Origin of the sequence: Falsihalocynthiibacter sp. BN13B15 (genome assembly GCF_041205415.1) — a bacterium.
Taxonomy (GTDB): domain Bacteria; phylum Pseudomonadota; class Alphaproteobacteria; order Rhodobacterales; family Rhodobacteraceae; genus Falsihalocynthiibacter; species Falsihalocynthiibacter arcticus.
Genome location: NZ_JBGFCE010000014.1, coordinates 54,099 through 74,952 on the forward strand (window position 1 = coordinate 54,099; position 20,854 = coordinate 74,952).

20 protein-coding genes are annotated in these 20,854 nt (G+C 54.5%); 3 read left to right on the forward strand and 17 right to left on the reverse strand.

Features of this window, described 5'->3' with window-relative positions; all coding sequences use genetic code 11:
- Positions 1-33 precede the first annotated feature (33 nt).
- The 11 genes from AB9F26_RS18570 to AB9F26_RS18620 form a co-directional block, all read right to left on the reverse strand.
- A complete protein-coding gene (locus tag AB9F26_RS18570; protein ID WP_335585224.1) occupies positions 34-867 on the reverse strand; it encodes a dipeptide/oligopeptide/nickel ABC transporter ATP-binding protein in 834 nt (277 codons plus the stop codon).
- Entirely contained in the window at positions 864-1,763 is a 900-nt protein-coding gene (locus AB9F26_RS18575) for an ATP-binding cassette domain-containing protein (protein ID WP_039003100.1), read from the reverse strand. Before AB9F26_RS18575 ends, AB9F26_RS18570 begins: the two co-directional genes overlap by 4 nt.
- A complete protein-coding gene (locus tag AB9F26_RS18580; protein WP_369768698.1) occupies positions 1,760-2,623 on the reverse strand; it encodes an ABC transporter permease in 864 nt (287 codons plus the stop codon). Before AB9F26_RS18580 ends, AB9F26_RS18575 begins: the two co-directional genes overlap by 4 nt.
- On the reverse strand, positions 2,616-3,623 hold the full coding sequence (locus AB9F26_RS18585) for an ABC transporter permease (protein ID WP_369768699.1): 1,008 nt from the start codon (positions 3,621-3,623) through the stop codon (positions 2,616-2,618). The genes AB9F26_RS18580 and AB9F26_RS18585 overlap by 8 nt, the downstream gene beginning before the upstream one ends.
- 74 nt (positions 3,624-3,697) lie before the next feature.
- Positions 3,698-5,236 (reverse strand): ABC transporter substrate-binding protein, encoded by a 1,539-nt coding sequence (locus tag AB9F26_RS18590; protein ID WP_369768700.1) that lies wholly within the window; start codon positions 5,234-5,236, stop codon positions 3,698-3,700.
- A gap of 149 nt (positions 5,237-5,385) precedes the next feature.
- Positions 5,386-6,933, reverse strand: a complete 1,548-nt coding sequence (locus AB9F26_RS18595) for a phytoene desaturase family protein (protein WP_369768701.1) — start codon at positions 6,931-6,933, stop codon at positions 5,386-5,388.
- 5 nt (positions 6,934-6,938) lie between these two features.
- Positions 6,939-8,486 (reverse strand): indolepyruvate oxidoreductase subunit beta family protein, encoded by a 1,548-nt coding sequence (locus AB9F26_RS18600; protein ID WP_369768702.1) that lies wholly within the window; start codon positions 8,484-8,486, stop codon positions 6,939-6,941.
- A gap of 11 nt (positions 8,487-8,497) precedes the next feature.
- Positions 8,498-10,642, reverse strand: a complete 2,145-nt coding sequence (locus tag AB9F26_RS18605; protein WP_369768703.1) for a thiamine pyrophosphate-dependent enzyme — start codon at positions 10,640-10,642, stop codon at positions 8,498-8,500.
- Between the two features lie 11 nt (positions 10,643-10,653).
- Positions 10,654-11,100 carry a MarR family winged helix-turn-helix transcriptional regulator gene (locus AB9F26_RS18610; RefSeq protein WP_335585232.1) on the reverse strand — a complete coding sequence of 149 codons (447 nt, stop codon included), beginning with the start codon at positions 11,098-11,100 and terminating at the stop codon, positions 10,654-10,656.
- Complete coding sequence (locus AB9F26_RS18615; RefSeq protein WP_335585233.1) at positions 11,097-12,662, reverse strand: NAD(P)/FAD-dependent oxidoreductase; 1,566 nt, start codon at positions 12,660-12,662, stop codon at positions 11,097-11,099. The genes AB9F26_RS18610 and AB9F26_RS18615 overlap by 4 nt, the downstream gene beginning before the upstream one ends.
- Positions 12,663-12,671: 9 nt before the next feature.
- On the reverse strand, positions 12,672-13,466 hold the full coding sequence (locus AB9F26_RS18620; RefSeq protein ID WP_039003112.1) for a cyclase family protein: 795 nt from the start codon (positions 13,464-13,466) through the stop codon (positions 12,672-12,674).
- Positions 13,467-13,802: 336 nt separating this feature from the next.
- On the opposite strand from AB9F26_RS18620, the gene AB9F26_RS18625 reads away from it, so the two are divergent.
- From AB9F26_RS18625 to AB9F26_RS18635, 3 genes are all read left to right on the forward strand, one after another.
- The gene (locus tag AB9F26_RS18625) at positions 13,803-14,228 is read left to right on the forward strand and encodes a cupin domain-containing protein (protein WP_039003113.1); all 426 of its coding nucleotides are present in this window, start codon (positions 13,803-13,805) and stop codon (positions 14,226-14,228) included.
- A gap of 63 nt (positions 14,229-14,291) precedes the next feature.
- Positions 14,292-15,134 (forward strand): fumarylacetoacetate hydrolase family protein, encoded by an 843-nt coding sequence (locus AB9F26_RS18630; protein ID WP_335585235.1) that lies wholly within the window; start codon positions 14,292-14,294, stop codon positions 15,132-15,134.
- Complete coding sequence (locus AB9F26_RS18635; RefSeq protein WP_335585236.1) at positions 15,131-15,940, forward strand: SDR family NAD(P)-dependent oxidoreductase; 810 nt, start codon at positions 15,131-15,133, stop codon at positions 15,938-15,940. Before AB9F26_RS18630 ends, AB9F26_RS18635 begins: the two co-directional genes overlap by 4 nt.
- 24 nt (positions 15,941-15,964) lie before the next feature.
- Here the strand turns inward: AB9F26_RS18635 and AB9F26_RS18640 are convergent, their stop codons facing one another.
- From AB9F26_RS18640 to AB9F26_RS18665, 6 genes are all read right to left on the reverse strand, one after another.
- Positions 15,965-16,438 carry a MarR family transcriptional regulator gene (locus tag AB9F26_RS18640; protein ID WP_335585237.1) on the reverse strand — a complete coding sequence of 158 codons (474 nt, stop codon included), beginning with the start codon at positions 16,436-16,438 and terminating at the stop codon, positions 15,965-15,967.
- Positions 16,439-16,521: 83 nt separating this feature from the next.
- Complete coding sequence (locus AB9F26_RS18645) at positions 16,522-16,905, reverse strand: acyl-CoA thioesterase (RefSeq protein ID WP_369768704.1); 384 nt, start codon at positions 16,903-16,905, stop codon at positions 16,522-16,524.
- On the reverse strand, positions 16,898-17,311 hold the full coding sequence (locus AB9F26_RS18650; protein ID WP_335585239.1) for a RidA family protein: 414 nt from the start codon (positions 17,309-17,311) through the stop codon (positions 16,898-16,900). Before AB9F26_RS18650 ends, AB9F26_RS18645 begins: the two co-directional genes overlap by 8 nt.
- 15 nt (positions 17,312-17,326) lie before the next feature.
- Entirely contained in the window at positions 17,327-17,755 is a 429-nt protein-coding gene (locus AB9F26_RS18655) for an acyl-CoA thioesterase (RefSeq protein WP_369768705.1), read from the reverse strand.
- Positions 17,752-18,495, reverse strand: a complete 744-nt coding sequence (locus tag AB9F26_RS18660; RefSeq protein WP_369768706.1) for an SDR family NAD(P)-dependent oxidoreductase — start codon at positions 18,493-18,495, stop codon at positions 17,752-17,754. Before AB9F26_RS18660 ends, AB9F26_RS18655 begins: the two co-directional genes overlap by 4 nt.
- A complete protein-coding gene (locus AB9F26_RS18665; protein ID WP_369768707.1) occupies positions 18,492-20,777 on the reverse strand; it encodes a bifunctional salicylyl-CoA 5-hydroxylase/oxidoreductase in 2,286 nt (761 codons plus the stop codon). The genes AB9F26_RS18660 and AB9F26_RS18665 overlap by 4 nt, the downstream gene beginning before the upstream one ends.
- Positions 20,778-20,854 lie beyond the last annotated feature (77 nt).

Genomic DNA, 20,854 nt, shown 5'->3' on the forward strand with positions numbered 1-20,854 from the left:
GAGCCTTGTTATCCGCAAGGCTCGCTTCGTTCGTTATAGCTCTGCGGTATTTTCCCACCAATCCTCGTCAATTTCAGGGAGTGGGATTGCAGCCAACAACGTTTTTGTAATGGCAGATTTTGGAGACTCGAACACCGTTTCAACGGGACCGTTGTCCACGATAACCCCATGATTCAGCACGATCACGTCGTCGCATAAATAGCGAATAACCGAGAGATCGTGACTAATAAAGGCCACAGTGAGGTCCATGTCACGTGCCAAATCGCGCAAAAGCGTAAGGATCTGGGCTTGGCTGGAGACATCCAGACCCGAAACGATTTCGTCGGCCAAGATAAAGCGCGGCTCAAGCGCGATGGCCCGCGCGATACCAACCCGCTGGCGCTGTCCGCCGGACAATTCATGCGGGTAACGATTTCCGAAGTCTGGTGTGAGCCCAACCTTTTTAAGCGCCGCCAAAGCATCGGCGCGTGTGCCGCCACGGCCATACCGCTTCATCGGTTGGGCAATAATGCGCCAAACTTTGTGGCGTGGATTGAGCGAGGACATCGGATCCTGAAAAATCATTTGAAGGTCGCGACGCAAAGGGCGCAATGCCACCTCATCCAACGTACTGATGTCCATACCGTCAAAAATAACTTGCCCAGAGTCGGGCTCCAGAAGACGGACAAATATCCGACCCAAGGTGGATTTCCCAGATCCCGATTCCCCGACGATTCCGGTTATCTTTCCCTTGGCAATATCGAGGTTTAGGTTTTTAAGAACCTCAATGCGCGGGGCAGGGCCGAGAAGGGGTTTATGCGCGCGGTCTGGAAAGGACAAACGAAGGTTGCGAATAGAAAGCAATGCGGTGTTTTGCGTTTGGGTCATGCTCGATCTCCCTTGGCGTAAGCGGCGTCGATCTGGGCAATGTCGCTGTGAAGTTCGGCGATCAATTCGGCGGGCACAGGGGAAAAAGACTTCGCGGTTGACTTGGTCGTGGGCGTCGCCTCGATCAAGGCTTTTGTATAGGGGTGGCTTGGGTTTTCAAAAATGTCGCGCGTTACTGCATCCTCCATCACGCGGCCGGCAAACAAGACCGTCACTTTCTGGCTGATTTTGGCGACGACGCCCATGTCATGGGTGACAAACAGGACGGCGGTTCCCGTTTCATGCTGAAGTTCGCGGATCAGTTTGAGGATTTGTTTTTGCACGGTGACGTCGAGCGCGGTGGTCGGTTCATCCGCCACAATTAAACGCGGCGAAGGGGCAAAAGCCGCAGCAATCAAAACGCGTTGCCGCATGCCACCGGACAGTTCATGCGGATAACTTGCCATGACGCGTTCGGGTGCTTGAATATGTACACGATCCAAAAGCTCGCGGGCCCGCGCCAAGGCACGATCAGCACTCCAGCCGTGAATGCGCGTTAAAGTATCGGTGATTTGCGGGCCGATTTTGCGCACAGGGTTGAGGGCGGTGAGGGGGTCTTGGGGTATCAACGCCGACATTTTCGCCACGGTTTGCCGCCGTGTTTTGGCGGACATTGCGTTTAAATGTGCGCCCTCCAGCAGGATTTCGCCCTCGGTCACTTCGACCTTATTGGGTAATATGCCAAGCACCGCTTTGCCGATCATCGACTTACCCGCACCGCTTTCGCCGACCAATGCGCGTACCTCGCCAGGTTCTAGGTCGAGCGAGACGTCCCGCAACAGGCGCCGCCCATTTGGCAGGGCAATATTGAGCTTGATGATGTCCAAAGTTTTGGCGTGTGGGGAAATTGTGGTCATTGGAGCACCGGATCAAATTGTTGCTTGAGGCCTTCTCCGAGGGTCGAGAAACTCAGGACGGACAAGAAAAGGGTGATGAGCGGAAACAGCAGAACCCACCACGCGAAGTGAATTGAGCCACGGCCTTCGGCGATCATGCTGCCCCAAGTTGGGTCATCCGACGAAATTGAGAGATTTACGAAGCTCAGGATGGCCTCGACGATCACGGCAATTCCCATTTCTAGCATCAACAGGGCTATAATGGAGGGGAGGACATTGGGCAGGATTTCACTAAACAAGGTTGCCACCCGACGAGCGCCGCCGATGCGAGCGCTGTCGACGTAATCCATCTGTGCTTGCACCATGGTTTCAGCGCGAATAACACGGGCAAAACGTGTCCAGTCGATAAGGGCGATAGCCGCAATGACGGAGCCAAGACCGGTACCGATGACGGCCACCAGAAGCACCGCAAAAAGTACGGGGGGAAAGGCCATCCAAATGTCCACGAGGCGCGAAATTATGCGATCCGGCCAGCCGCCATAATATCCTGCGATCAGGCCCAAAGTAGAACCAAAAATACAGGTCGTGGTCGCCGCGATGACGCTTACGAAAAGGGCGATGCGCGCGCCGTAAATGATCCGCGAGAGAACATCACGCCCAAGGCTATCCGTGCCCAGCCAATGACCAGCCTCGGATCCCTCCATGAAAAAGGGGGGGAGGCGCTCAAGCATAAGGTCTTGAGAGAGAGGATCGAAGGGCGCAATTAGCGGCGCAAAAAGCGCGGCGATCACAACAACCATGATCCATGTAAGCGGCAACCACAGCCGTAAATTTACATCCGCTCGATACGCGCGGACGGTTGGTGTCGTGACATCAGCCATGCCGGAACCTCGGATTTAAAAGGGTGTAGGAGAGATCAACCAACAGGTTGATCACGGTGAAAAGGGCGGCAAATAAAAGCACGATGCCCTGTACCAAAGGGAGGTCGCGATTGATCACGGCATCGATGGCCATATTGCCAAGACCTTCGTAGGCAAAGAGGCGCTCGACAATCACGGTGCCGCCAATGAGGAAGGTAAATTGCACTCCGATAAGCGCAATCGTTGGCAAGGCCGCATTGCGCAATGCTTCGCGCAGAATCACCGAGGTTTCGCTAAAGCCACGGACGCGGGCAAGGGTTGTGTAATCCTGAAGCAGGATTTCCTTGAGGTTCTGTTTCAGAAGAAGTGCGATCATCGCGGCCAAGGGAAGCGCCAACGACATCGCGGGCATCAACATATGTGAGAGCGTCGAGCCAACCACATCAAAACGCCCACGCAACAAGCCCTCAATCAAATAGAAATTTGTGGTGAAATCGACGTTAATGCTTGGATCAATTCGCCCCGAAATGGAGAGCACAGGCCAGAGGACGCCAAACAGGAGAACGAAAATCAACCCCCACAGAAAGTCGGGGATCGACAGAACCGCACCGCTGGTCAGATCGAGACTGGTTTCGACGCCAGATCCACGTTTGCGCGCGCCGACAATCGCCACCAAGCCGCCAAGGAATACGGCAATTATAAGCGCCATCACGGAGAGTTCTAACGTGGCGGGCAGTCGCCCAAGGACGAGATTTGCGACAGGTTGGCGCAAGGTAATAGACGTGCCAAAATCACCGTGAAGCACCCCGCCCATCCAAATCACAAATTGTTCGGGCAGGCTTTTGTCAAACCCGTAGAGCGCCGTCAGATTTGCGATATCTTGATCCGTCGCCCCCGGAGGCAGCATCATCGAGATCGGATTTCCGGGCGCCACGCGCACCAGTACGAACACAACAACGGCGACGCCGAACAATGTGACCAAGGTACTGAGCAGCCGGATGAGAATGGTTTTCAAAAGCATAGATGCCTCATTGGAATAAGGTTTCGGACCGCAACAGAATTGCGGTCCGAGGTATCAAAATCGGGCAAATATGATCAGTTTTTGGTCACGGCCTGCGGCAGAAGATCGCCTGACGCGAAAGGCTCTACATCAATGTTCGAGTTGAAAACAATCGGTGTCACATATTGCAAAAGCGGAATGACATAGCCCTCTTCGGCGATGTAGCGCGACACGGCTTTGTAGCCTGCGATCCGTTTTTCTTCGTCGGCTTCGACAAACAGCGGGCCAATTTTTTCAACGAGATCCGGTGTGTCCCAAACCGCGTGGGGGGAGGGGCCAAACATCGAGAAGCCTGTGGATGTTGACGGGTCGCCAATCGAGTTGCCCCAATTGTAGAAGGCCGCAGGTGCAAGCGTGTCTGTGGCGCGCAACTCATAGTGTTTTGCGATTTCATAGACTTCGATTTCGGCTTCAATGCCAACTTTGCGCCACATGCCAACGATGGCTTGGATCATTTCGTAGTCTTTTGGCTTAAATCCGCGCGTGGTTTGGATTGTGAACTTCACGGGATTGTCGGTGGAATATCCCGATGCCGCCAAAAGCTCTACGGATTTCTCTGGGTCATAAGCGACTTGGATGCTGTCGTCATAGGCCGCATAACCGGGTACTTCGAGTGTCGAAAGGGGGACACCATAGCCGTGTAAAAGACGATCGATGAGCAGCTGTTTGTTGATCGCGTGGTGGGCCGCAAGACGCACGTTTTTATCCGTCATGACCTCAATGTCGTTGAGGAAAATCATGCCGATATCGGTGATTGGTATCGCCTTGCCAGAGAGGCCGTCTTTGGCGATCAAACGGTCATATTCTTCATAGGGAATGTTGGTTGTGATGTCGGCATTTCCCGACTCCACTTCGGCCACGCGCGAGGCCGCATCGGTCACGAATTTGATCGTCACGGTTTTAAATTCTGGCGCGCCGCCCCAGTAGTCTTCAAAGGCTTTTAGGCGTACATAGGCACCCGGCTCGAATGCGTCGACCATATAGGGACCCGAGCCGATGGGGGCCTTTTCGAAGCCTTCGGAGCCAACTTCTTCGTAGTACGCCTTCGGTAGAATAAAGGCCGTCAAGAAGGCCATCCATTTGAAAAGCGCCGGTTCAAATTCAATCACATCTGCAGTGATTGTGTTGCCCTCAACCGTGAAATTACCGATCTTGGACCAGACAAATTGCATGGGATTGCCAGTTTCTGGGTTTGCTGCGCGCGTGAGGGACCAGACCACGTCTTCTGGCGTCAGGTCGTCGCCATTGTGCCATTTAACACCCTCGCGGACGGTCATAGTCACTTTGGTTTTGTCGTCGTTGAAGCCCCAATCCGTCAACAGGCCGGGCTCGAAAGAAAGGTCCGCCGCTTGATTGATGTAACGGTCAAAAACCGCCAGATACACGGATTGCAGCGCGGGGTTTACCGCAGCGGGGCCAGTGGTTGGGTCCCAGCTTTGGACGGAGGTATTATAGGCGATTGTCAGGCTGTCGGCGTCTTGGGCAAAGACCGGTACGCCCGTTGCTAACAATCCGGCGAGCGCGGTAGTTGCTCCCACAAAACCACGTCTTGTGAGGTGTGTTTCATTCTTCATTTTGTAACTCCCGTTGGTTGAAAGGGGCCCTTGAAGGGCTCTTGTTGTGATATTATTTGTATTCACATTATCGGATATTAGTTTGAGCTTAAAAATTTTATAATTAAAGTATTAATTCGCAAAACGTCCGTTTTTTTGGTGTTTGCACGTTATTTAATCATTTGGGACACAAAAGTTCCCGATCCTGCGCCGGTTCCAGCACCGGGCCAACAGGAGGCTCCGATCATGAACAACCCGTTCAGTGGTGTGCGCCCATCCGCGAAGCCACGAACGGGGCGGAAAAGGAAGTTCTGATTGAGGTGATGGGAACCGCATATTTGATCGCCGCCAACAAGGTTCGGGTTCTCTTTTTCTAGGTCAAGAGGGGACACAACGGTTTGCGCCAAGATGGTTTCGCGAAAGCCTGGAGCCTGTTCTTCGATCAAGTCGAGCGCGCGTTCCGCCATCGGATTTTTTGCATTTTTCCAGTCTTTGGCCGTTATTTCGCCCGCAGCATCGCCTTCTATATCGGCGGGAACCATGCGTACTTGAACCCAAAGAACGTGCTTGCCCTCCGGCGTCCGACTGGTGTCAAAGGCCGTGGGCTGTCCAACCACAAGCAAGGGAGTCTCAGGAAGAAGACCCGCAGAGGCCTGCGCATATGCAAACGACGCCGTCTCCATTGTGCGCCCGATATGCACATAAGCAAACGCCTTGAGGGCGTCGGCTTTCCACGGGACGGGGCCGTTAAGCGCGAGGTGAATCATCATCGTCCCTGGCGCGTGTTTGAATTTCTTGAGGCCCTTGTTGAAACGGGTATTTCCCGAGTCTTCGCCTATCATACGAAGCAAGTGTTTCGGGGCAAGCCCCGCCAATATAGTTGAAGCTTCTACTTCTTTGCCATTGACACGCACGCCGGTGGCAACGCCATTCTTGTGCAAAATCTCGTCGACTTCGGCGTTGCAGGTGATCGTACCGCCATGGCTTTCGATCATCGAAACCAAAGCACGAGTGACGGTATCTGCGCCGCCTTTGCCGATCACCATTCCCATGGCCTGTCCGCCCATGGCTTCGAGGTAAGGAAAGATTGCGCCGCCAGCGATATCGGGTGCAAAATCGAGGTGCATACCCCAAGTGGACAAGGCCGTTTGTAGGCGCGGATCGGTGAAGTTTTCCTCAAGCCAAGCACGGGGCGACGTGACCAAAAACTGCGCAATCTCAAGGCTTTTCGCTGTACCCAATACGCGCCACGATTTCCAGAAAAACTTCAGCAACGGGCTTGGCCGCATCGGGGTGCCGAGCAGGCCACCCACAACACTGGCGCGCTGTGGGAAGGCCTTCATCAGACTGCGCCATGTCGCCTTATCCGCCTCAGAGTGAAAGGTAGAAAGCGTTTCTTCGACATCCGTTGTCACGCCTAGATGGTCGCCCGGCTCTAGTGCTTGGGCGAAAGGGCGCGTGATGGGTACGAATTCGACACCGTGTTTGGCAAGTTCTGCGCCATGTTTGGCCATAAATGCTGAACCCGCAAACATCGACAGGTTCATCGCTGCGACGTCGTGGCGAAAACCCGGCAAGGTGAGCTCTTCTGTGCGGACCGCGCCGCCCGGAGTGGGGCCGCGCTCAAAGATGTGCACGGATTTCCCGCGCGCTGTGAGGTCCGCAGCGGCGACAAGTGCGTTTATGCCCGCGCCGATAATGACATTAGGTGCAGGCATCTCATCTACCTCGCAAAGCTTTTGACGGTTTCGAGCGCACCATCGAGTTTGTCGCCCTCGACATCATCGAGCGCTGCTGTTCGCAAACGGCGCATCCAATCTGCGGCGTCCGCGCGTCCGTTGAGCAAATCAATCGCGCCCATAATGCGGGCAAATTTGGACATGCCGCGCACATGCGTATCCGAGTAGCCCTTGATGAGGCGGTAATTGGCAAGGATTTCGCTCGCAAGCGCGGTGTCCGTTTTGGCAATTTTCAGAACGGTGGCGAACCACGTGTTCATATGCGCCATTTCGCTGTCGTGGCGCAAAAGGCCGCGGCGGATTGGGCGCAGAGAGGACACAAACCATAGGGACAGATAGCCAAGCAAGCTGTCGGTGCGAATACGGCGGCCTTTGTCGAAGTGCTTGAAGTAAAAGGCGTCGATGCCTTTACGGCGTTGCATAAAACGGCCAAGAGCGCGGGGGAGGGTTGTGGTAAACTCTTCATAACGCGGGTGAAAATATTCGGTGAGGTGTAGAACTTGGTCGTCTTTGACGATGACTTCGTCCTTTACCCGCTCAAATCTGGAGGCGCGCGTTTTAATATCGGCGACCCGCAATAGATCATCATAGACCAGCGCGCGCGCGCAATATTTGGCGGCATTATTGCTCATGTCAAAAGGAGCGGCATCCAGAGCCACGACCTTCTCGACCATATCAAGATATTGATGGCCGTAGCGGATGTCTTGGAAGTCCACGACTTTTTTAATGCCAAGTCCGGTCATTTCTTGGGTGTCGTCAGGTAAGGCCAGCAGGCGTTTTTCGAGCGTTGCCCATGATTTTTTGAGGCGCTTTGGAACGTTGAGTACGGATACTGGTAAGGCGACGACCTCTGGTTCTGGCGCAGGTTTGTCGCCCTTGGCGATGTCATAGGCGTCACCGAATGCGCGCAAGGATGCCTCGACGCCACGGCCAGAAGCGCGGATTACCTCTTCATAACTGGCGCGCTCAAACGGCAATGCACCCGATCCCGCCAAGGCGCCCAAAAGCGATGACGAGATCACCGATCCTGCTCGCTTGGCCACGGTTTCCATGTCGAAGGCCACAACGTGGTCCGCCGCAATGCCCATGGCTTCAATGACGTCCGCGCCATCTACGCGTCCGTCGCCGGGTGCGATTTTTTCCGAAACCGCCGCGATCCGGTGGGTGGATGTGATCAGCGTTGTACGACCGGGGGTTACAAAACCACGCATGATCGCACGGCCCCCCTCCATCAATTCCGACGCCATCAAAATGTCGACGTCGCCAATGGAGGGCGAGAGGGAAAATACGGGCATGCGCCCTGTGTCACGACACATTTCGACATAGTAGATCGTTGCGCCTGTACGCTGTGCGACGCCCGCAACAGACGTGGATTGCGCGCGGTAACCGCTGGCCTCGGCGACGGCCACGATCCAATTTGTCAGGACGCCTCCGCCCTGACCCCCAACAGCCAGAGCCGCCAGTGTGATGATTTTTTCGCCGCTGGAACCGGGGGAACGACGGGCGACAATCGGTTTATTTGGAATGTTCATTGATCGGTTCCTTAGGCAAATGTGACGCGTTTGGCGTCTCGGCGTGTTTGAAGCCAAGCGATGACTTTGCCCGTGCCTTTGGCGCGACGTTTTTCACGGGCGCTTGGATTTGTGATGATGTCGGCTTGGAAGAACGATGGACAAAGGACCGCCGCATCCGCCACTTCGCCACAGTTGCCACAGCCAACACAGGTCTGGTCAATCGCGGCTACGGGATCGTCGCGCAACGGGTCACCTGTGTCTTTGACGGACAAGGATGGACAACCAGACAGACGCATACAGGCGTGATCGCCGGTACAAATATCTTCGTCGACACCAAAGCGCGGACGCACAACGCGTTTGCCCTCTTTGGCGGCTTTGGCCATCTGGGGTTTGACGCGGCGCTGTTTGTTGAGCATGCATTCAGACGAGGCAACAATGACCTTTGGCCCATCGGCGTCCGTGGTCAGGGCCTCTTTCAAGGTGTCGCGCATTTTTGTCACGTCATAGGTGTTGTCCAACTGACGGATCCATTTGACGCCCATCCCCTTACAGGCGGAAACGATGGAATTTTGGGTCTGTTTGGTTTTGTTATCCGCACGTGAAGACAAGTTATCTTGGCCGCCGGTCGCCGCCGAATAGAAGTTGTCGACGATGACAATCACATTGTCGTTCTTGTTAAAAACGGCGTTGCCAACAGAGGAAGTCAGGCCGTTGTGCCAAAACCCGCCATCACCAACGAAGGAAATTGAGCGACGCCCAGATTTATTGACGTTCTGAAGGGCAGACGCCGAAGCGGGGCCAAGTCCATAGCCCATGGTTGTCGCGCCGAGGTCAAACGGCGGCATGATCGAGAACAGGTGACAGCCAATGTCGGACGCGATGTGATGCTCGCCGAGTTCTTCCTCAACCAGTTTCGTTGCGGCAAAGATCGGGCGCTCTGGACAGCCTGTGCAAAATCCGGGGGGACGCGAGGGCAAGCTTTTGGAGAGATCGGGGATCGCTACAGGCTCTTCGTTGCTCATGACTTTGGCGGTGGGCACCATATTTGGCGCATGTTCAGAGAAGAAGGTTCCAAGCCCTTCGACCATCACTTGGCCGGTGTATTCGCCACCCATTGGCAAAACGCCTTTGCCCTCAAGTTTGACGGTTTTCCCCTTCTGATAGAGCATATGTGCGATTTGCTGCTCGACATAGTTTGGCTGGCCTTCTTCGACAATCAGAATGGCGTCTTTGCCCTCACAGAAGTCCAGAATTTGATCAGGAACCAGTGGGTATACACAATTGAGCACCAACATATCCACGTCGGTTTCGCCATAAATATCGGCCATTCCTAGACGGTTGAGGGCGCGGATAACCGTGTTATAGGTCCCACCTTGCAGGATGATCCCGACCTTGCTGTTGTCTTTGCCAAACCGCTCATTGATCTCTTTGTCGATAATGAATTTTTGCGCGGCGGGGAGGCGTTTGGTGAGTTTTTCTTCTTCGTGGATATAGGTCGCAGGCGGTAAAACGATGCGGTCAAGATTGCGCTGTGGGTTTTCCAACGCGTCCGACACCGTCACTTTTGGCGGCTTGTTGTCTTCGGCGATAAAGTGACCGTGGACGTGGCAGGAGCGAATGCCAACTTGGAGCATCACCGGCGTGTTTGAAATTTCCGACAGCTCGAACCCGTCGCCAACAGATTTAACGATCGACGGAAGATTAGGGCGCGGATCGAGCATCCAAACCTGTGATTTCATCGCGAACGCATAGGTGCGCTCTTGCATGATGGAGGAGCCTTCGCCGTAGTCTTCGCCGACGATAATCAACGCGCCGCCCGTCACGCCGCCAGAGGCGAGGTTGGACAAAGCATCAGAGGCCACATTGGTGCCAACAACTGATTTATAGGTCACCGCCCCGCGAATGGGATAGTGCACGGAGGCGGCGAGCATTGCTGTTGCCGTCGCCTCAGAAGCGGAGGCTTCAAAGTGTACGCCAAGCTCGGTTAGAATCTCTTGGGAATCCGAGAGGACGTCCATTAGATGCGAAATCGGGGAGCCTTGATAGCCGCCCACATAGCCGACGCCGTTTTGCAAAAGGGCCTTGGTGATGGCAAGAATGCCTTCGCCTGTAAAGGTTTCACCCTCTCCCTTTTTTAATTTCTGAACTTCCTTGGCGAATGAGCGTTCGGCCATGGTTTACTCCTTTAAAAGTCGTGATGGCGGATGTCGTAGAAGATCCGCACAAGAAATGTGTTGAAAGTTTCGCGCTCGTCTGGGCTTAGGGCGGCCAGCATCGTGTCGCGCATTGTTTGCATCGAGGGCCACGCAGCGTCATGCACGGCGCGGCCTTCTATGGTAAGGCTAATCAGGCGGTAACGGCTGTCGGTTTCAGGCGCCTCACGGGAAATAAGCCCCGCGCTTTCCATCGTGTCGAGCGTCCGAGAGAGCGTGGATTGTTTGATGACGGTCAGCACAGAAAGCGCGTTGATGGTGCAGGCACCGTTTTCCGCCAGCGACGCCAATGTCCGCATTTGAGCAACAGAAACGCCGGCCTCTTTGAGAGCGGATTCGACACCCTTATTATATCGCGCGGCGATGCGGTTCATCAGATAGGGGGTGAATTCTTCGAGGGACTCAGAAGGATTGCTCATGCGCCAAGCTCCTTGGCTGTTAAAAAGCCTGATCCGCCCGAGAGGCCCGGACCAGGATGCGTTGACGCCCCGATATGATAGAGGCCCTTGATGCCCGTTTCGTGGCGCACGCTGTCTTTGAAGGGGCGCCACAGGAAGAATTGCTCAACCGAGCACGCGCCGCCATACGGGTCGCCGCCGACAAGGTTCATGTTGTATGCTTGCAAATCCGCTGGAGAGATGGCACGGCGGGTAACAATGCGCGCGTCAAAATTTTCGATGTGTTGGGATAGGATTGCCTGAATGCGGTCGGCATAGGCTTCGCGTAAATCCTCGCTCCATTGTCCGTCGACTGGAGCTTCGATTTCGCCTTTTGCATCGCCTTTGATGAAACGTGGCGCTTCCGGCATTTGCAACCAAAGCACAGTTTGGCCCTCGGGCGCACGGCTAGGATCGGCGGCGCAAGGTTGGCCAACACAGATGGTCGGAACTTCTGGTAGCATCCCGCGCTCGGCCTCATTGCCAGCCTTTGAAACGGCGTCAAGACCGGCGGTCAAATGCAACAATTGGACGTTTTCCAACCCTTCGGTTTTCCAATTTACCGGACCATCAATAAGGAAGTGCAGTTGGAAATTACCCTTGCCGTATCGATACTTGCGCAAGTCTTCTTGTTTCTCTGGCGTGGGGGCCAATGTCTCGAACAATTGATTTGGCGTGGTTGAGGCTAACACCGTTTTGGCGGAAACCTTCTCGCCTGAAGCCAGTTTAACGCCCGTCGCCTTGCCGTTTGACGTCGTGATTTTTGCGACTTTGGCGGAGGTTTGAACGGTTCCGCCATGCTCTTCGATGATAGCGATCAGCCCGCGCACCATTTCCGCCGCGCCACCTTTGACAATCGGCGCACCTGCCGCTTCAAGGGCGAAACCAATGACTTGGCCCATTTGCCCTGAGAATGTGGCCTCGGGGCTAAGTCCTGCATGCAAGCACCATGGCGCCCAAAGCGCGCGCGTTAGGTCGCCCTCAAAGGAGGTTTCAAGCCAGCCGCGCATGGAGGTTAATGCATCGCCCATCGTTGCGGCGATTCCACGGGGTTTGCGTTTCCATGTTTCTTTTGCCATGAGTTTGGCAGTCGATTTTGACCATGGATCGCCGCCCATGAGGCCAAACAGCAGCTCTGCGTTTGCGCCAAAGGCATCAAGATCCGCCGCGAGTTGTGTCCCGTCGCCCGCTTGCGCCGCGTTAAAAGCCGCCACGTTGCGCGCGCGGTCAGTCGTATAAGTCAACGCCCGCCCGTCAGGCATCAAAACACCCGTGGGCGTATCGGTGGCGCAAAATTCAACGCCGTGCCGTGCGAGGTCTGCGCCCAATGCACCATGCGCCGCGCCAGTAACCCAGAGCACAAAGGTTGTGGCGAGGGGATCGTACGTCACCCCCTCGGCCAGATTTTCGGACCGCATGCAACCGCCAGCAATCGCTTCACGCTCAAAAAGCATGACGCTTTTGCCGGATTTCGCGAGCATAGCCCCCGCAACCAAGGCATTGATTCCGGAGCCGATGATGGCGATGTCAGTTGATGTGGCCATTACGCGTTCCTATGCGTTTGGAACGAGGGCCAGAGCGCGAATTGGCGAGCCTGTCCCTTTGACGATTTTGAGCGGTGCCGCGATGAGGATCGCACCTTTTGGAGGCAGTTCACTGAGGTTTGTCAGGGACGCGAGGCCGTAGCGGTTGTTCTTGTGGAGCAAGTTATGCGCAGGGAAGGGGATTTCAAATCCGCCCGCTGCGCCGGCATCTGTCCCGATGCACTGTGTGCCCCAGCCAAGCGCCTTTTTCTCTTCCATAAGATACACAATAACTTCGGCGTTCGGGCCGGGTGTATGCGGGCCATTTTCGTCGGCGTTCAGGAACTTGGCTTCGTCGGTATTGTATTGATCCCAGTCCGTGCGCATTAAAACCCACTCGCCTTCTTTGATCTCGCCGTGTTCGGCTTCCCATGCCTTAATATGCTCGACGGTGAGCAGGAAATCGGGGTCCGCTGCGGCCTCTTTTGAGCAATCAATGACATTGGCGGGGGCAACGAAATTCTGTGGCGCGATGGTGTCGACGGAACCGTCGGGGTAGTCTTTGCCGGTGACCCAGTGGTGCGGCGCGTCATAGTGGGTGCCGGAGTGTTCGCCAAGTTTCAGCCAGTTCCATGCCCACCAAGGACCACGATCGCCATATTCGGAAATTTTGTGGATTTCGACTTTTGGCGTGTTGTCAGCAAAGTCTTCAGGCAGCTTCAGGAGCGGTGTGTCTGGGCCAAGCGGCGCGGTGCAATCGACCACTTTGACAGAACCATCAAGTAGGCCGGTGGCGACCTCAGCAAGCAGATTTTGAGCGTTCATTTAGGGGAATCCTCCGTTGATTTTATTTTGTATTGTTTAGGTGTATGCAAATGCATGTAGATATATTCTTCAAGAGCAAAGTTTATTTTTGGCGATCTTTTTTCGATTTTTGAGGATTAAGATGAGGTTATGCCGCACCCCTGATGGAACATTAGGCTCGTAAACTCTATAAAATGCCCAATTTGTGCGCGGTATTGGCCCGTTCCATCCCGAGGAGAACCCTGTCGCGCACCGGCGCTCCACCTGAAAGGGTGTAATAAAATACTTGAAGTTTAAAATTAATGATGGCACGTTCACATTTGAATAAACGAGTTACATAGCCTTAGAGGAGTTCATATGACTGAGAAAGTTGTTCCCGTTGTCACACGCGCAGCCGAGCTTGATGATGGAACGTCGCAATCTGGTGATTGCGTTCGTAAATCTGGCGTTAGCCCGCAGCACACACCCGCAACAAAAATCTGGTTTGGACGCGTTTCCAATGACCCAGGACATCGCTCCCCCCCGCATCACCACGACGAATGCGAAACAGGTGGTTACGTTCTAAAGGGACATGGCCGCATCTATTTTGGTGACGGCTATAAAGAATACACGGACCTACATGAGGGCGATTTTGTATTTGTTCCACCTTACATGCCGCATGTCGAAGTCAACATGAGCACCACTGAGGAGCTTGTTTGGCTCACATGTCGGACGCCTGACAATCTTGTCGTCAACCTTCCCGATGTGCCTGACGAAGACCTCGAAGGCTACCGTCGCCCATAATTTAAGATGCGCCCTTACTTCGCCAAGTGGCAAGGTGAGGGCGTTTTTACAAAAGGAACTTTCATGAAGCTTCTCCGCTATGGGCCCATTGGCGCCGAACGCCCCGCAATTCTTGATACTGACGGAAAAATGCGCGATCTGGCGAATGTAATTCCTGATATTAACGGCGCTGCATTGTCCCCTGAAGGGTTGGCTAAGGTCGCAGGTCTTGATCTTGCAAGCCTGCCCATGGTGCAGGGCTCGCCGCGGATCGGTTCCGCCATCGCGCGCCCCGGGAAATTTATTTGCGTTGGCCTGAATTATGCAGATCACGCGCGCGAAACAGGTAAAGAACCCCCCGCCGAACCAGTCCTGTTCGCAAAGGCGACGACTTCGCTTTGCGGTCCGAATGATGACGTGGAAATTCCGCGCGGGTCTGATCGTACGGACTGGGAAGTCGAGCTTGGTATTGTGATCGGCAGTCGTGCGAAATATGTCGATGAGGCCGATGCGCTGGATTATGTTGCCGGCTATGCCTTGGTCAATGATGTGTCTGAGCGTCGTTTTCAATCAGAGCGGGGCGGTCAATGGATCAAAGGCAAAAGCCACGATACCTTTGGGCCTGTCGGACCTTGGATGGTAACGAAAGACGAGTTCGCAGATATTCAAAACGTTGATCTTTGGTTGGACGTGGATGGCCAGCGCCGCCAAACTGGCAATACCAAAACGATGATCTTTGGTGTGGCACATCTTGTGCATTACATTTCGCAATTCATGACCTTGGAAGCGGGCGACATTATTGCCACCGGTACACCTCCGGGCGTGGGTTTGGGGATGAAACCGCCGACCTTCTTGAAGGCCGGAGAAGTAATCACTCTGGGCGCTGCGGGCCTTGGAGAACAACGTCAACGGATGGTGCAAGCATGAGTATAGATTTTGAAAAAGTGAAATCGGCGCTTACCGATCTGAACGGTAAGACCGCCATTGTTACGGGCGGAGCACGGGGGCAGGGCGCGATCGAGGCGGAACTGCTTGCGCATGCAGGGGCCAGTGTTTTGATCTGCGATGTCCTCGAAGAAGAAGGCATTGCACTTGCCGCGCGGCTTTCCGAGGACGGTAAAGATGTGCGCTTTCAAACGCTTGATGTGACGTCTGAGACAGCATGGGTGAAAGCTCTAAGTGTTATTATTTCGTGGACGGGTCGCCTTGATATTCTCGTCAACAACGCTGGGATCATCAGTCGCAAAATCATCCGCGATATGTCGGTTGAGGAATGGCGCAAAGTGATGGACGTAAACGCAACGGGCGCTTTCATCGGTACCAAGCTTTGCGCGCCGATGATGGCGAAAACGGGCGGCGGAAGTATCGTCAATATTTCCTCCAACAGCGCATTTTCTGGCCATTATGATGCGGCCTATACTTCCTCCAAATGGGCGTTGCGCGGGCTTACCCGCACGGCGGCAATGGAATATGCGCAAGAAGGCGTTCGGGTGAATGCGATCTGTCCTGGGTTGATTGTGACCGACCTTAATCGTGGCTCACCCCACCTTGCTCCGATGATTGGCATGACACCGATGCAGCGTTCGGGCGAAGCGGATGAAGTTGCACAACTCGTACTTTTCTTGGCCTCCGAGGGGTCCGCCTTCATCACAGGCGAAGATTTTGTGATTGATGGCGGCTTTACCGCAGGCGCTGGCTATCGTCGCGTCGCAAAGGAAACTGGAATCCTTTAGGATCCCAAAAACATCTCCGGCCTTCTAGGGCCGGGGCTGCTTGTTGCGCACGTCGAGCATGATCGAAATGCCTCGTGCCGCGTCGGTTTCCGGCACGTTGGCGAACATTTCGTCGATCCAGCTGAGGTGCTCTGCGGTCATCACATCCAAAAGTTTGCTGCCCTTTTCGGTAATTTTGACCAAAAAGGCGCGCCGGTCGCTTGCCATATTTTCGCGCACGGCCAGACCTTCGTTGACTAGGCGCTCAACAACACCCGTAACATTGCCGTTCGAGACCACCAAATGTTGCGACAGCTCACTCATTTTCATGCCTTCGGGATTGGCATAAAGCGCGGCCATAACATCAAAGCGTGGCAGGGTTGTATCGTATCCCGAGCGCAATTTATCGCGCAGGGTGCCCTCAACATGGCGCACCGCCTTGAGCATCTGAAGCCAAAGCCGCAAACGCTGACGTGCGAGGGCGTCGTCCTCGACTTCGTGTTGGTTTTTCGTGGTCATAATTGGCCCCTAATCGCCTGTAGTTAACAGACACTTTCCTATACCAGCGGAAGCGCCCTTGGGTAAAGCGAAAGGTTCAAGGCTCAAGCATCAGGAAGTTTGCGGGATTTGCCCTCGGCGTCAACGGCCACCAATAACACATCCGCCGTCATGATACGCCGACATGCCGCTTCTGGCTCGGCCCATCCAGATATCGCAAGATTAAAGGAGCTGTTGCCCCGACGAGATAGTTCGGCGTAAACCGCGAATTCTTCTCCAGCGGCCAGTGCCGCGTGAAAGTTCAACTCTTTGATGCTGGCAATCACCACATTGCCATTGCTAATTTTACGCCCCGCCAGGCCCGCAGTGTGATCCAGTTGCGACATGATCCAGCCGCCAAAAATCGCGCCACTTGGGGTCGCCTCATTATAGGGGGCGACCGTGATCAATGTGGCGGGAGTTGTGGGGCGCTGCACGACGTCATTCATGTGGAACAACCGCCGTCGCTTCGATCTCGATGCGTGCTTCATCCTCCATGAGGGCAACTACTTGCACAACCGCCATCGCAGGGAAGTGGCGCCCAATAACATCACGGTATGCAGCACCAAAGGCGCGCAGATTCTCATTATATTCTTGTTTATCAGTGATGTACCACGTCAAACGCACCAAGTGTTCTGGGCCAGCTTTAGCCTCTGCAAGAACAGCAACGATGTTTTTCAGGGTCTGGCGGAATTGCCCCACCATATCGGTGTGCTCCCATTCCTGCTGCCCATTCCAACCAACAAGCCCGCCAGTGAAAACCATCCGGCCCTCGGCCAATACGCCATTTGAATAGCCTTTTGCGGGCGCCCAGCCGTCGGGTTGAAGAAATACGTGCGGTGTAAGGGTGGTCATATAAATTCTTTCTAATTATGTCGTAGGCGAAATGAGATAGGCAGACATTTCTGTCCGCAAAGGGGCAGGCCACGGTGTAGATTTTGAGGTTGAAGTGTCGACGTAAACAACGGTCGTCGATCCTTCAAAGCGGGTTTCGCCCTCACTGGAACACTTCAAATCAAAACTCGCAGATGAGGTGCCAATGCGGGTGACGGCCAAGGAAAACTCAAGCCAGTCGCCAAGCTTGGAGGGGGCGCGAAACCGCATATCGATGCTGCCTGTTGGGGTGCCCATGCCGTCACCCGTTTGAAGCATTTGCGCCCAGCTGGTCCCAACCGCATCGCCGAAGAACCGTTCGACCAACGCAGATATCATCTCGAAATAGCGCGGATAGAACACGATCCCTGCGGGGTCGCAGTGATTGAATTCGACTTGTCGTTTGAGGGTGAAAACCTTGCTCATGTCTCGCCCCCAGAGACGGAAATGCTTTGCCCCGTGACCATGTCGGAGCCTTCACCGCAGAGCCACAAAACAGTATTCGCAACATCTTCGGGTGGCACGAGCTTGTTCATCGGGTTGGTTGCTTCCAGCGAGGCGCGGGCCTCTTCGGGGGAGCGACCCGTTTTCTCAACAATATTCGCGATGGAGCGTTCGGTCATTTCCGTATCTAAAAAACCCGGGCAAATCGCATTCACGGTGATGCCCTTGCGTGCCAATTCAAGGGCGACGGATTTTACCATTCCGATCACGCCATGTTTTGCGGCCGCATAGGGCGCGACATAGGGATAGCCCTTGATCCCAGCGGTCGAGGCAATCGCGATCATGCGTCCCCATGGCTTGTCTTTCATCGCCTTCGTGGCTTCGCGCAGGGTTAAAAACGTTCCTGTCAAATTCACAGACATCATGCGTTCAAACGCGGCAAGTTCGGTGCGTGCGAACGGCGCACTTTCGGAGGCACCCGCGTTGGCAATCACGATATCTGGCGCGGTAGTTGCCATAACGCTGGAGATCGCGGATTCATCTGTGATGTCGCAAACAACCGCCGTTATATTGCTGTGTTTCGCGGCGACCGCTTGCAAAGGCTCAAGCCGACGCCCACAGATCGTGACCATTGCGCCAGCCTCGGCCAGCGTTAGCGCAATAACTGCGCCAACGCCTGAACCCCCACCGGTAACGAGGGCCGTTTTTCCTGCGACGCTCATGTTGCCATTGCTTTCGCGCGTTCCGCCAAGGAATTCGCTTGGCGGCGACCACCCTCATAGGGCGCGGGCCATTCTTGCTCGGTATCGCCGAGCTCAACAGCTGCATGCAGCGTCCAATACGGATCCGTCAAATGCGGACGCGCCAGTAGGACCAAGTCCGCACGGCCCGCCATCAATGTGGAATTGACGTGATCGGGTTCGTAAATATTGCCCGCGACCAAGGTTGGAATACCAACTTCGTTGCGCACTCGATCCGAGAACGGCACTTGGAACATCCGGCCATAAATTGGCTTTTCCGCCTTGTCCGTCTGTCCAGAAGAAACGTTTATCGCAGACGCGCCTGCGTCTTTGAACATCTGCGTGATGCCAACGGAATCTTCGGGCGTAACGCCGTCTTCACCCATCCAATCGTTTGCCGAAATACGGACAGTCATCGGTTTTTCTGCAGGCCAAACGTCGCGCATCGCGTGGAAGATTTCGAGGGGATAGCGCATGCGGTTCTCAAGGCTTCCGCCGTATTCATCGCTGCGCTTGTTGGTGATGGGCGAGATGAAGGCCGCGAGCAAATAGCCGTGTGCGCCGTGCATTTCGATCATGTCAAATCCAGCAGCATCGGCGGCTTTTACCGCGTCAACAAACTGAGCTTTGACCATGTCCATGTCATCGCGGTCCATTTCTTTGGGGACAACATTGTCCTCCATCAAAGGAATAGGTGAGGCCGACAGAAGCTCCCAGTTTTCACCATCGGACAAGGGCATATCAATGCCGTCCCACGCCAACCGTGTAGAGCCTTTGCGCCCAGCATGACCAATCTGTGCACAGATTTTCGCCTTGGTTTCTGTATGGGCAAAGTCGACCAAACGCTTCCACGCAGGGACTTGCGCGTCAGATATACAAGGGCAACCGGGCGTGATGCGGCCTTGCTTGCTCACACAAAGCATCTCGGTAAACACAAGCCCTGCACCACCTTTGGCGCGTTCGGCATAGTGGACAAAATGCCAGTCGGTGGGCATGCCGTCTTTGGCTTTATACTGCGCCATCGGGGAAACAACGACGCGGTTTTCTAGCGTCATATTCCCCAGTTTAAACGGCGCGAACATCGGGCTGCGTTTGGAGTTGCTGCCAGCTTGCGCCTGAAACCACGCCTCCGCCGAAGCGAGCCATTTAGGGTCGCGCATCCGTAGGTTTTCGTGGCTGATCCGTTGGGACCGCGTGAGCATGCCATAGTTAAGCTGCATCATGTCCAGCCCAAGATAGCGCTCGACATCTTCGAACCATTCGGTCGAATTACGGGCCGCCGAAGTGACGCGCAAAACCTGTAGTTTGCGTTCATCTTGATAGGTTTGCAGCGCTTCAGAAACCGGCTTGTCGGAACTCAACTCATCAGCAAGCATGATCGCGCTTTCCATGCCAAGCTTAGAACCCGATCCAATCGAGAAATGCGCCGTCGCCGAAGCATCGCCCAAGAGCACAACATTATCGAAATACCAATTTTCACAGGTGACGCGCGGGAATTGAATCCACGCAGAGCCACGAATGTGATTGGCATTGGTCATTAAGGCATGGCCACCCAAATGTTTGGCAAAAATCTTCTCGCACAGGGCAATGCTGTCGTGCTGATTTAGGGTGTCAAAACCGAAGGATTTATAGGTTTCAGGCCCGCACTCCACGATGAACGTCGCGGTGTCATCATCGAACTGATAGGCGTGCGCCCAAATCCAGCCATGCTCGGTTTCTTCAAAAATAAACGTAAAAGCATCGTCGAATTTTTGATGCGTGCCAAGCCAGACAAAGTGATTGCGGCGCATATCAATTTCCGGCTGGAATTTGTCTTCATAAATTCCACGCGTCATAGAATTCAGGCCATCCGAAGCCACAACGATATCGAACTCTTCTTTGAGGTCTTCAATGCGTTCGGGCGTAATATTCGTTTCAAACTCGATCTTCACACCGAGTTGGCGCGCGCGGTCTTGTAGCAAGAGAAGCAGTTTTTTGCGCCCAATACCGCAAAAACCATGGCCGCTTGATGTCATGCTTTCGTCGCCGCGCACGACCTTGACGTCATCCCAATACGCAAAGCTGTCACGGATCATTTTCTCAGAGACGGGATCGTTTACTTCGAAGTTTGACATGGTCTCGTCGGAAAGGACGACGCCCCAGCCAAATGTATCATCCGCTTTGTTGCGTTCGAAAACGGTAATGTCATGGCTGCTGTCGCGCAACATCATTGAAATTGCAAAGTATAGACCCGCTGGGCCGCCTCCGAGAATCGCTGTCTTCATCTTGGTATCCTTTACGGGTGGAGCTTTTGCTGCCTCTATGTGAAAGGCAACGCATGAACTAGGCAATTTACTTTAGA